General features: G+C 63.4%; 11 protein-coding genes. 2 read left to right on the top strand and 9 right to left on the bottom strand.

The genetic code is table 11. The features are described from left to right. Positions 1–5: 5 nt before the first annotated feature. On the bottom strand, positions 6–185 hold the full coding sequence (locus BJD99_RS17740; RefSeq protein WP_084348518.1) for a hypothetical protein: 180 nt from the start codon (positions 183–185) through the stop codon (positions 6–8). A gap of 32 nt (positions 186–217) precedes the next feature. Here BJD99_RS17740 and BJD99_RS17735 point away from each other — a divergent pair, with 32 nt between their 5' ends. Then, complete coding sequence (locus BJD99_RS17735; RefSeq protein ID WP_256895905.1) at positions 218–1,528, top strand: PQQ-binding-like beta-propeller repeat protein; 1,311 nt, start codon at positions 218–220, stop codon at positions 1,526–1,528. Here BJD99_RS17735 and BJD99_RS17730 read toward each other — a convergent pair. Genes BJD99_RS17730 through BJD99_RS17710 form a run of 5 tightly spaced genes read right to left on the bottom strand, consistent with a single transcriptional unit; the run spans position 1,512 to position 6,345 of the window. Beyond that, positions 1,512–2,699 carry an SAM-dependent methyltransferase gene (locus tag BJD99_RS17730; RefSeq protein WP_084348517.1) on the bottom strand — a complete coding sequence of 396 codons (1,188 nt, stop codon included), beginning with the start codon at positions 2,697–2,699 and terminating at the stop codon, positions 1,512–1,514. The two genes, BJD99_RS17735 and BJD99_RS17730, sit on opposite strands and share 17 nt — an antisense overlap. Before the next feature lie 25 nt (positions 2,700–2,724). Then, positions 2,725–3,771 (bottom strand): class I SAM-dependent methyltransferase, encoded by a 1,047-nt coding sequence (locus BJD99_RS17725; protein WP_084348516.1) that lies wholly within the window; start codon positions 3,769–3,771, stop codon positions 2,725–2,727. Between the two features lie 55 nt (positions 3,772–3,826). Next, positions 3,827–4,606, bottom strand: coding sequence for an enoyl-CoA hydratase/isomerase family protein (locus BJD99_RS17720; RefSeq protein WP_084348515.1), 780 nt, complete (start codon positions 4,604–4,606; stop codon positions 3,827–3,829). A 60-nt stretch (positions 4,607–4,666) separates the two neighbouring features. Next, on the bottom strand, positions 4,667–5,488 hold the full coding sequence (locus BJD99_RS17715; RefSeq protein ID WP_179142397.1) for an NUDIX hydrolase: 822 nt from the start codon (positions 5,486–5,488) through the stop codon (positions 4,667–4,669). A 35-nt stretch (positions 5,489–5,523) separates the two neighbouring features. Next, positions 5,524–6,345: an ABC transporter ATP-binding protein gene (locus BJD99_RS17710; protein WP_084348513.1), complete on the bottom strand. Its 822-nt coding sequence runs from the start codon at positions 6,343–6,345 to the stop codon at positions 5,524–5,526. 51 nt (positions 6,346–6,396) lie between these two features. Here BJD99_RS17710 and glgX point away from each other — a divergent pair, with 51 nt between their 5' ends. After that, on the top strand, positions 6,397–8,535 hold the full coding sequence (gene glgX, locus BJD99_RS17705) for a glycogen debranching protein GlgX (RefSeq protein WP_084348922.1): 2,139 nt from the start codon (positions 6,397–6,399) through the stop codon (positions 8,533–8,535). 669 nt (positions 8,536–9,204) lie between these two features. Here the strand turns inward: glgX and BJD99_RS17695 are convergent. From BJD99_RS17695 to BJD99_RS17685, 3 genes are all read right to left on the bottom strand, one after another. After that, entirely contained in the window at positions 9,205–9,981 is a 777-nt protein-coding gene (locus BJD99_RS17695) for a peptidyl-tRNA hydrolase (protein ID WP_084348512.1), read from the bottom strand. Then, positions 9,978–11,204: a phosphoserine phosphatase SerB gene (gene serB / locus BJD99_RS17690; protein WP_084348921.1), complete on the bottom strand. Its 1,227-nt coding sequence runs from the start codon at positions 11,202–11,204 to the stop codon at positions 9,978–9,980. The genes BJD99_RS17695 and serB overlap by 4 nt, the downstream gene beginning before the upstream one ends. A gap of 126 nt (positions 11,205–11,330) precedes the next feature. Next, the coding region (locus BJD99_RS17685) for a cbb3-type cytochrome c oxidase subunit I (protein WP_179142396.1) at positions 11,331–12,413 on the bottom strand (1,083 nt) is incomplete at its 5' end.

The following is a 12,413-nucleotide window of genomic DNA, read 5'->3' as shown; positions in this document are numbered from 1 at the left end:
ACGCCTCACCCTAGTTTCGGTGCTCTCGCAATCCAACTTGGCCGTCCGAGCTTTCCGACGGCCGTCGATACGTCGGACACCACGGGATCGCCAGAGAGGCCGCGACGCGAGATCGACACCTCGGCCGCGATAGTCTCTGTCCCGACGAGTGCGGCGCCTCCCCCGGCCCCTCCCGCGAAGATCATGAGCAGAGACCGGACACGAAGGAGATCACAAGGTGCTTGGCGGCAGAGCGGACCGCGTGCGAATCGCGACCCTTGCGATTGTCGGCATCTTGACCGTCGGTGCCTGCTCGAGCGGGACCGGGACCATCGACGCGTTCGCGCCGGGGAGTTGGCCCGTCGCACACGGCGACGCACGAAACAGCAACACCACCGAACACACCGACTTGTCCGCGGTGTCGTTCGCGTGGTCGCGTCCGCTCGGTGGCGCTGTGGTGTCGCCGGTTTCGATTGCCGCAAGCGGTCAGATGTTCGTCTCGACCTACACCGACGCTGGGTGCAACCTTTTCTCGTTCGATATCGATTCCGGTCGCAAGCGCTGGTGCAACCGACTCGCGCCTTCCGTAGCCGTGTCCACCCCGCTCGTGGACTCGGTAGCGAACGTGTACGTCGGCGAAGACGGTGCTTTTTCCTCCTTCAACGATCACGGTCAGTTGCGCTGGCGCACACCGGTCTACGGCGTCCCGCGCACCGCCCAATTCCTCGGCGACGGAAGCGTGCTCGCGGTGACACAGCTGGGTCAGGTCAACGTTCTGAACACACAGACGGGACAGTTGACCGTTCCTATCCACGACTTGATCGATACCCCCGATTTCCTCGAATCCCCCAACACGAACTTCCTCCCACCGGACTCCGGACTTGCCGACTGCGCAACCGGATCGGCGTCCTGCCCCGTCGGCGCAGCCCCCGCGGTGGACCTCGAATCGTCCTCGATCTACCTCGTCCTGTGGCGGCCCGGTGCCATTGCGCCACAGCTGGTCTCACTCCAGTACGACGCCAACGCCACCCCCGCTCTGACCGAGCGATGGTCTTCGGAGTTGCTCCCCGCAGGGGTGACCTCGAGCCCGGTCCTGTCGCAGGACGGCTCCACCGTGTACATCGCCGACGTCGACGGCCGAGTCGGCGCCTACAACGCCTCGGACGGCACCGTGAAGTGGACGCAGGGCGCAGCCTTCGGCGCTTCGGGATCGCCGTCGGTCTCCTCCACCGGCTTGATAGTTCCGACGGGCGGAGACAGCGGCATGCAAGCCTTACAGGACGACGGAGACCACGCCACTCTCGTGTGGTCGCGAAATGACCTGCAGCAAGCCGGGATTCCAGTCCAGAGCGCGGACGGTACCGTACAGACGGTAGTCCGCCGCGGCGAGGAATTGGCACTCACCAACCTCGATGCTCAATCCGGGACTACCAACTCCGAGCAGATCCTTCCGGACGCAACAGGTTTCACCGTAGGTACCTCGATCGGACCGGACGGTGAGGTCGTCACCTCGACCTACCTGGGCGAGATCTTCACCTACGCGTCCTGACCGGCGCGCCCGGTCGGCGTGCTTCGCAGATGAACGCGACTCCCGCACGCTCGATTCGGGTGATGATCACCGACAAGGCGGTCTCACCTCGCAGCTTGAGTTTGGGACGCAGCAGGGCCGGGTCGACGTCGACGCCGCGCACGAGAATCTCGACAGCTCCACATCCTTGAGCAGTCAAAGCTTGGCGCAGCGTCTTCTCCGAGTACTTGATTCGCTCCAGGATGCGAAATCCATTGACCCCGTCCGGCACCGAGTCTCCGGTGAGGTACGCAATCCGGGGATCGAGTTGCCACAGTCCGTGTCTGGCCGCATAGTGTCGCACCAAACCTGCGCGGACGACCGCGCCGTCGGGGTCGACGATCCATGCCCCTGGAGCTTTGACCTCGATGTCATCGGGCTCCGCGTCGGTGATCTCGTAGGACGATCCCGTCGAGGAGAGCACCGATGCACGTCTACGTACGTCGGGCCGTGTGAGACCGGGCGACCACAGACAAGCCTCTCGGACCCCGGAATCCAGTGATGTCACCTCGATCTCACCGGCGAAGTCGAGTCGGTCGAAATCCAAGCCGGGTGCACATTTGACGACCAGATCGCGCCCGCCATACGCGTCGAGAAGCGCCGGGAGCGGAGGTTCGAGTGCCGCGGGATCGAGTGTTCGTCTCCCACCGCTACGGCGTCCTGGATCGGCAAGGATCACCGTGCCCCTCGTGGTCGGGGTCAGGGCGTCCGCGCGCAGCAGGGCCGCGCCAGGCACGTTGTGCGCGGCCATCCGCAGCCGCGTCGGATCCAGATCGCTGCCGATCACAGTGTCGTTGCCTGCACCGGTCAGGGAGGCCAATTCGGTGCCGATGGAACACGTCACATCGTGCACTGCTCTTCCTGCCAAACGGCGAGCCCTACGATCGGCGACTAGTGACGGTGTCGCCTGTTGAACGGCATCGTCGGTCAACAGCCATCGTTCGGCGTCGGTCAACTTCACGCGAGCGCGACGACGAAGCGTGACCGTTTCCACGAGAGCTGCGACATGATCGGAGTGCGCCGACCTGATCGCCCCGATGTCGGCCAACATCGACTTCGGCGTCAACGCATAGCGATCGACATCTGCCAGCGCAGCGACGCCGACATCGCTGACGAGATAGTCGATGTCGGCGTCGCCGAAAAGATAAGCCATGTGCAGTACCGGGGTGAACGCTGGATCAGTCCGACTTCACTCCGGTAATCATCACGTTGTAGAAGTATCCACGCGGAACGACGTGCGTGAGCACCTTCTCATCGAGCCAGCTCAGCGTCTTCCAGCTACCGAACGCGAACTTGGCCCAGTTCCATCCGAGCTTGTCTGCAGGCACGGCGGCCTCGAAAGTGCGGACCGGCCAACCGAGCAGAGCTGCTGCAAATTCTTCGGTCCGAGCCTGGACGTGGACGGCCCCTGCCGACACGGCAATGTTCTCGAGATCCGTTGGATCGAACGTATGCAGATCGACAACTGCCTCGAGCGCCGCTGCGCGGGACGACTCGTCGAGCTCCTCCTGCGGCTTGCGCCAGCTGCTCAGGAAAGGCAGCTTGGTCGTGCGAGTGGTCGCCTCCCACGTCAGCCGGCCGAGCCAGCGGGCGTAGAAGTTGCCGACGGTTGTGGGTTCACCGGCGAACACGAAACGCCCACCGGGCTTGAGCACTCTCAGCACCTCACGAAGAGACTGCTCGACGTCGGGGATGTGGTGCAGCACCGCATGTCCTACGACCAGATCGAACGTGTTGTCTTCGTACGGAATCGTCTCGGCATCGGCGACCCGGCCATCTACGTCGAGATTCAAATGGCCTGCGTTGCGCAATGCAACCTTGACCATTCCGGGCGACAGGTCCGTGACCGAGCCCTTCTCGGCCACACCGGCCTGCATGAGGTTGAGAAGGAAGAAACCGGTGCCACACCCGAGTTCGAGTGCTCGTCCGTACGGCAGCGCTTCCTGGGCGCCTGCTTGCCCACTGACAGCCTGATCGAATCGACCACGCGCGTAGTCGATGCAACGCTCGTCGTACGAGATCGACCATTTGTCGTCGTACGTTTCGGCTTCCCAGTCGTGGTAGAGCACCTGGGCGAGCTTGGTATCGGACCGTGCCGCCTCCACCTGCTCGGCGGTGGCATGTGGGTTGGGCGTCGGGTCGCTCGAAGCGTCGGGGACAGCTCGCAGGCTGGTGTCAGCGCTGCCGGTCGACGAATCTTTGCCGTCGTGGGGGCTTGCAGTCATGAGGGCAGCCTACTATCCGGTAGGAAATGAACAAGTTCTAGTTTCTTGTATCTTTTCACTCGCCGGTGAACTCGGCTTTGCCAGGTCCGTTCGCGATGAAAGATTCCATCCCGATGGTGCGATCGGCCGTGGCGAAGAGCGATGCGAACTGGCCGGCCTCGATCTTCAGGCCAGTGTTCAAGTCGGCGTCGAGCCCCTGGTCGATCGATGCTTTGGCGGCTGCCAACGCCCTGGACGCGCCTCCGACGAATTGGGAAGCCCACTTTCGCGCCGCGTTGTACACCTCGTCCGGGGCCACGACCTCGTCGACGAGACCGATGCGCAGTGCTTCCTCCGCACCGACGAAACGGCCCGTGAACACGAGATCCTTGGCCTTGCTCGGCCCGATCAGGCGAGCGAGACGCTGTGTGCCGCCGCCGCCGGGGATGACGCCGAGCAGCACTTCCGGCACACCCAGTTTGACGTTGTCTCCGATGACTCGGCGGTCCGCGCTCAGCGCTACTTCGAGTCCGCCACCGAGTGCGTATCCGGTGACTGCGGCGACGACAGGTTTGGGAATGTCGGCCAAGGACCCGATCGCCGACTGCAGCTCACCGGCGATGTCGCTCATCTGACCGAAGGTGAGCGTTGCCATCTCCTTGATGTCGGCACCGGCCGCGAAGACCTTCTCGCCGCCGTACACGATGACCGCCTTGACCGAAGAATCGACGGTCGCCGCGCGGGCTGCTGCCCGCAGTTCCTCCTGGACCTGCCGATTCAACGCATTCATGGGTGGACGAGCCAACCGAATTGTTCCGATACCGTCTTCGACCTCTAAAGTTACGAACTCAGCCATGGGAACACACGCTACCTGTGCTCGCGGTCTGCGAACTCAGGGGTAGGCGCCACGACCGACCTAGAGTTTTCTATCCGACCACGGATGCGCACTGTCCGCGTAGTACCCATCCTGGCCTGGGAAATCGACCCGAATCTTTCCGTCGACCCGATGCAAATCGGGTTGGATCGGCAAAATATCGGGCGACGAGTCGAGAATATCGGCGATCGAGTCGAAGCCTTCGAGTCCTGATAGCTGGCTCCACGTCGGGGGCAACAAGATCGTCTCTCCGCGACGCCAGTCCGCCAATGCCGCCGTCGACGAACGCCATCCCACCGATGCCGCTTCACTGGTCGCTCCGTCTGCCTCCTGACCGTCCGGAAGCACTGCCACGAAGAATCTCGTGTCGTAACGACGCTTCTCTCCGATCGGAGTGATCCAGTTCGACCACGGCCGCAGCAGATCGGCCCGCAGCACGAGCCCGTTGCGGGTGAGAAACTGGCCGAAGGTCTGCTCCCGCCGCTCCAACTTGCCGCGATCCTCTGCGAAACAACTGGTATCGGCGACGGTCGAGTCCGGCGTGGGGCCTGCGAGAAGAACTCCGCATTCCTCGAAAGTTTCGCGAGCTGCGGCGCACACGAGCGCTGTCGCTTTGCGCTCGTCGACACCGAACCTGTCCGCCCACCACGCCGGCCCGGGGCCGGACCACGCCACGTCGGCGTCCGCGTCGGACAAGTCGACGCCACCACCCGGAAAGACGGTCATACCGCCGGCGAACGCCATTCCACCGACGCGTTCGAGCAGAAACACCTCGATACCGAGCGCACCATCTCGAACCAAGATGACGGTCGACGCGTCGCGGACGGGGACTTGCTCGGGCACCGACACACCAGTTGATGTCATGTTCGAGAACCTACCCGGCACCGGGTCTGCCGCGTTCAGCGGCGATGCTGACCGGGCGTGCGGGTTCGACGAGCGAAGAATCGCCCGTCGACACGATCGAGCGCAATCGACTGGCTGAACGCTTCGGTCAGATTCTCCGCGGTGATGACGTCATCGAGAAGTCCCTGAGCAACGACCCCACCTTCCTTGAGCAGCAGTGCGTGAGAGAAGCCAGGTGGTATTTCCTCGACATGGTGGGTGATGAGGACCGTTGCCGGAGCGTCAGGATCGGCAGCCAGGTCTGCCAACCGTGCGACGAGTTCTTCGCGGCCGCCCAGATCGAGCCCAGCAGCAGGCTCGTCGAGTAGCAGCAGTTCCGGATCGGTCATCAGCGCTCGCGCGATCAGCACCCGCTTGCGTTCGCCCTCGGACAGCGTTCCGTAAGTGCGATCGGCCAGATGCTCGGCGCCGAGGCTTTCCAACATCTCCACTGCCCGCTCGGTGTCCATCTCGTCGTAGCGCTCACGCCAGCGGCCGAGCACGCTGTAGCCGGCGGAGACCACGAGATCGCTCACGATCTCGTCCGGGGGTATGCGGTGTGCCAACGCGGACGACGAGAGGCCGATTCGAGTTTTCAGTTCGGCGACATCGACCTTGCCGATCACTTCACCGAGAACGTGAGCCGTTCCCGAGGTCGGGTGCACTTCGGCGGCTGCAATGCGCAGCAGCGAGGTCTTGCCGGCCCCGTTGGGCCCGAGTACGACCCAGCGTTCGTCGAGTTCTACCTGCCAGGTGACGGGACCGACGAGTGTTACCCCGCCCCGCCTGACGAGAACGTTGTTGAAATCGATGAGCAAATCGGGATCCGGTTCAGACACGTGTCTATCTTGTCCCACATTCGTCGGGCTTTCACGGCAGGATCTGCAGGCGTGTCGCCCAACCTTCATCTCGCCTGGCGCGAAGAGACTCCGCCGCCAGGATCGCCGCTCCCCCTCGGTGCAACCGTCCACGCCGGTGGTACGCAATTTGCGGTCCACTCCCCCGAATCGGACGGCATCGAGGTATGCCTGATCGATCCGGACGGAGCCGAGCGAAGGGTCGAACTCCGCAGCCGCACCTACGGGATCTGGCATGGCATCGTCCCCGACGTCGGACCGGGACAGAGGTATGGATACCGGGTGCACGGGCGCTGGGATCCCTCCACCGGCCGCCGATTCAATGCGCACAAGATCCTGATCGATCCCGCCGCCCGCAAGATCACCGGAAGCCTCGGTTCGGCCCAGGCCCTACTCCCCTACGACGAGGATCCGTTCGGACACCCGAGCACAATCGATTCCCTGGGCTCGATCCCACTTTCCGTCGTCACCGGCCGATCCACTGTCGACACCGGTTCTGCTCCGGACGTCCCCTGGGATCGGACAGTGATCTACGAGATGCACGTCGGTTCATACACAGCAACGAACCCGGCCGTTCCCGCCGCACATCGCGGAACGTATCTCGGACTGACCGCACCCGCTGTGCTCGAACATCTGACCCGACTCGGTGTGACCACCATCGAACTGCTCCCGGTTCAGGCGATGCTCACCGAACCAGGTGTACGCGCCCGCGGCAAGCGCAACCATTGGGGCTACTCGACCGGCGCCTACTTCGCACCCGACCCCCGTTTCGCAGCGGTACCGGGAGCCGAGATCGACGAGTTCAGGGCAATGGTGCGAGCATTTCATTCCGTCGGAATCGAAGTCGTCCTCGACGTCGTCTACAACCACACCTGCGAGTCCGGGGTCGACGGACCCTCGATCAGCTGGCGTGGGCTCGATGCCCCCGGCTACTACTTGCTGGACGGACGTGGCTACGACGTCGACCTCACCGGGTGCGGCAACACGCTCGACTCGGCGTCCCCTGCCGTGGTTCGGATGGTGTGCGACAGCCTTCGATATTGGGTTACCGAGATGGGCGTCGACGGATTCAGATTCGACCTTGCCAGCACCCTCGGCCGGCCAGGAGGCTGGCGATTCGATCCCCGCGCTCCGCTATTGACCGCGATCACGACCGATCCGGTTCTCTCGCGTACGAAGCTGATCGCCGAGCCGTGGGACGCGACCGGTGCCGGGTACCAAGTCGGCAATTTCGGAAGTCTGTGGTCCGAATGGAACGATCGATACCGCGACACCGTGCGCCGATTCTGGGCCGGCCACACCGGTGTTCGCGAACTCGCCTCCCGAATGGCAGGTTCGGAAGATATCTACGGCGGTGGTTCCCGCAAGCCTTGGGCATCGATCAACTTCGTGACCGCACACGACGGCTTCACCATTGCCGATCTCGTCTCTTACTCAACCAAACACAACGAGGCGAACGGCGAAGACAATCGCGACGGGACCGACAACAACTACTCTCTCGATCACGGAACGGAGGGTCCCACCGACGACACTGTCATCCTCGCCGAACGCGGCCGTCATGTCCGCGCACTCCTCGCCACGCTGATGCTCTCGACCGGCACTCCGATGCTCCTCGCAGGTGACGAGCTCGGCCACACCCAGTTCGGCAACAACAATGCCTACTGCGTTCCCACCGACGCACCCGCTGCACAATCGTGGGCACTCGACTGGTCCGACGTCGACGACGACCTGATCGCCTTCGTCGCCAGACTCCTCCGAATCCGGCGCAGCGCTCCATCACTGCGCCAACAGGAATTCTTCACAGGCCGTGACACTCCATCGGGCAGGCCGGATCTGGTCTGGTTCGGTGCCGATGGCGCCGAGCTGACCTCGCACTCGTGGAACGACGACTCGGTGCGCACGTTGCAAGCATGGGTGGACGGCGCAGACGTTCGGTCCTACGATCCCGACGGGCAGCCCGTCCTGGATGCAAGTTCATTGTTGATCGTGCATTCGGGTGGACCGACCGACATCGAACTGGCCTGTCCTTCCTGGGCCGCAAGCAGATTCGTTCCCGTGTTCGACTCCTCCACCGCCACCGGGGTTCCCGCCGATACGACGTCGTTGCCCGCCGGATCGGCCATCTCCCTTACTGGTTCGACGGTCCTCGTACTGCGCAGCGACGGCAGGTAGTGCATGAACAGTTGAACGAGTGGCCCGATCCCCAAGGCGTACAGCACGGTTCCGATACCTACGGTTCCTCCGAGCATCCAGCCGGTTGCGACGACGGTCAGCTCGATACACGTCCGGACGAGGCGAACCGAGAGCCCCGTTCGTGCGACCAATCCGGTCATCAGGCCGTCTCGTGGACCGGGGCCCATTCCTGCGCCGATGTACAGGGCCGTCGCGAACGCATTGACGACGATGCCGGTCGCCATCATGGCCGCTCGGACAACGATCGCGTCGAATGTCGGGAGCCATCGAATCGACAGGTCGACTGCTACCGCGATCACCACCACATTGCTGATGGTTCCCAGTCCTGGCTTCTGCCGCAATGGAATCCAGGCAAGCAACACAGCAACTCCGGTCGCTGCGGTGATCGCTCCGAAACTCAGTGGCACGTGCACGCTCAGGCCCTGATGTAGTACATCCCACGGATCGAGTCCGAGACCGGCGGTGATCATCAGCGCCATCGAGAACCCGTACAGACACAAACCCACGTAGAGCGCTACGAGTCTTCGCCCGAGGTGGATCAGGCGAGCACGGGCGAGCACAGAGACGATCCAAGACATCTATCGAGTGTCCGCCAGACTGGTAGCGGCACAAACATCCAGTCGCGAGCCAGTGGACCCTCTACCGGTGTCAGGGTGATGCGAGTGCGATGACGGTCATCGAACCGGGGGCCACTTCGGTGAAGCCTGCATCGCGTACTGCGACCGCGCCTCCACCATCTCCATCGACGAGCGCACGAGCCTTCGCCCATTGCTTTGGATCGGCGTCTCGGACCGAACACTCGAAACCCTGCCCTGCCCACGCCTGAGCTTGCTCGACACTCATCGCTGCCGCCAACAACATCGATGCATGCGCTACCTGTGCAGCGGCCTTTCCCACCGTCATCTCCAACGACCGGTCGATCCACAACACCGGCACAGCTGGCCGAGGCGGCCCCGGATCGTCGTGCTCGAGATCGGTCCCGCCGATCTGCAACTTCTTGATTCGGGAGTCGAGATCGCCGACGCGCCCGGGGACCAACGCGCGGGCCTGGGCTGCACCGACTTCGGCGGTGACACCGTCGACTGCGAGAGCGGCTTCCCATTGGGCGCCGCGGGCGCGACGAGCCACCTTTCTGATGCGTGCCGAAGTCCACGCCCGAAACTGCTCGTCCCATTCGCCGCCCGGACCGGCGCGTTCATCGAGACAGATCCGCACCGTTGCGATCGCCGCTGCCGCCAACAGATCGCTGCGCATCGGCGGATCCGCTTTGGAAATATGAAGCACGATCGGCATCGCGAGAACATCCGCCGGGTCGGGCGGGTCTTGAATGCCCCCGTATCCGAGGGCCAGCACAGCGTGACGCTCGGCGAAAGAGCTTCGCGGCGGGACTGGCGCGTCCACCGGTTCGGTCACGGGTTCGGTCATGGGATCGGGACGCGCCGCACGCCACCGTCGATGGCGTCCGCAGCCTCGATTTCTCCACGCGTCACACCGAGCATGAAGAGCACCGCATCGAGATAGGGGTGCGAGATCGCGGTATCGGCGATCTCGCGCAGCGCGGGCTTGGCATTGAACGCCACGCCCAACCCAGCTGCGGTGAGCATGTCGATGTCGTTCGCGCCGTCACCGACAGCTACCGTTTGCTCCATCGGAACACCGCATTGCGCGGCAAAATCCCGCAATGCCGTCGCCTTCGCGGCCCGGTCGATGACCTCGCCGATCACCCGACCGGTCAACTTTCCATCGATTATCTCGAGCGTATTGGCTTTGACGAAATCGAGTTCGAGTTCATGTGCGAGACCGTCGATGACCTGACGGAATCCACCCGAGACAACGCCACAGTGATATCCGAGTCGGCGCAGGGTGCGGATGGTGGTCCGAGCGCCCGGGGTCAACTCGAGCGCGTCTCCTACCTCCTCGATGACCGAGGCATCCAGGCCTGCCAGGGCCTCCACCCGCTGAGTGAGGGACTCCGCGAAGTCGATCTCGCCACGCATTGCTGCTTCGGTGACGGCGCGGACCTCCTCTTCACGGCCGGCCTTCGCCGCCAGCATTTCGATGACCTCCCCCTGCACGAGGGTGGAGTCGACGTCGAAGACGATGAGGCGTTTGGACCGCCGAGAAATCCCGCTGCGTTCCACCGCGACGTCGCATCCGACTCCGGCAGCGATCTCGGACAGACCGGTCCGAAGTCGGCGGTCTGCATCGGGAGTCGTGTCGGTCGCCGTCACCTGGAGTTCCAGTCCCGTGACCGGGTAGTCGGCGATGCCACGGATCGAGTCGATGTTGGCGCCTTGGCGTGCCAGTTCACGAGAAATTGTGCTGAACGCCCGCGCTGTGACGGGGCGACCTAGAACGACCACCACGTGGGTCGCCAACGAGTGCTTGCCGACAGGGTCCGCGTCGATCTCGACATCGACGTGAACACCCACCGTCGACATGGCTTCTTCGAGTTCTTCCTGCAGGTCCTCGGGATCGTTCGGGCAGGTCAACAACACGCCCAGCGTGAGCCGTCCACGGATGACGACCTGCTCGACGTCGAGGAGGCTGACGTCGTGCCGTGAGAGCGCAGCGAACAGGACCGAGGTGACACCCGGCTTGTCCGGGCCTGTCACCGTCACGAGTACAGCGGTGTCCGATGACGCCACCGATTCTCCCTTCACACGACCCCGCTCTGCAGAGGAGCCGAAAGTTTGATTGGTCTGCCCGATGATTGTTGCAAGCGAAGAGCCCCACCCGGATACCGGGAGGGGCTCTTCAGATCGATCGGGTACTTACTTGGGATCCGTGTCGCCTGAGTGCTCGTGGTCGCTGGTAGCGAGAGGAGCTCGACGCGCCTGCTCGAGAACCTCGGTGGTCTGTCCACCGTGATTGCCCGGGCCGACATGAGCCTCGGCACGCAACCGATCCACCATGTGCGGGTAGTGGAGTTCGAACGCCGGACGCTCGGAACGGATTCGCGGAAGTTCCGTGAAGTTGTGCCGCGGCGGTGGGCATGATGTGGCCCATTCCAGCGAGTTGCCGTAGCCCCAAGGATCGTCCACGGTGACCACCTCGCCGTAGCGATAGGACTTGAAGACGTTCCATACGAACGGCAGTGTCGAAGCACCGAGCACGAACGCACCGATGGTGGAGATGATGTTCAGCGTGGTGAATCCATCGGAGGCCAGGTAGTCGGCGTAGCGACGCGGCATGCCCTCGTTACCGAGCCAGTGCTGGACCAGGAAAGTGCCATGGAAGCCGAGGAACGTGAGCCAGAAGTGCCACTTGCCCAGCGTCTCGTCCATCATCCGGCCGGTCATCTTCGGGAACCAGAAGTAGATGCCCGAGAACGTTGCGAACACCACCGTGCCGAAGACCACGTAGTGGAAGTGCGCCACCAGGAAATAGGTGTCGGTGACGTGGAAGTCGATCGGCGGGCTGGCGAGCAGGACACCGGAGAGACCGCCGAAGAGGAACGTGATCAAGAAGCCGAATGCGAACAGCATCGGGGTTTCCAGTGTCACCTGACCTCGCCACAAAGTGCCGATCCAGTTGAAGATCTTCACACCGGTCGGAATCGCGATCAAGAACGTCATGAACGAGAAGAACGGCAACAGCACCGCACCCGTGGCGTACATGTGGTGGGCCCACACCGCGATCGAGAGAGCAGCGATGGCAATCGTTGCGTAGATCAAGGTGGTGTATCCGAACATCGGCTTACGCGAGAAGACCGGGAACACCTCGGACACGATCCCGAAGAACGGCAACGCGATGATGTACACCTCGGGGTGGCCGAAGAACCAGAACAAGTGCTGCCACAACAACACTCCACCGGTCGCCGGGTCGAACAGATGCGCACCGAGATGTCGATCGGC

Source organism: Rhodococcus sp. 1163 (assembly GCF_002091985.1).
GTDB lineage: Bacteria > Actinomycetota > Actinomycetes > Mycobacteriales > Mycobacteriaceae > Rhodococcoides.
Note: the sequence above shows the minus strand (reverse complement) of the source record. Positions and strands in the feature narration are given on the sequence as shown.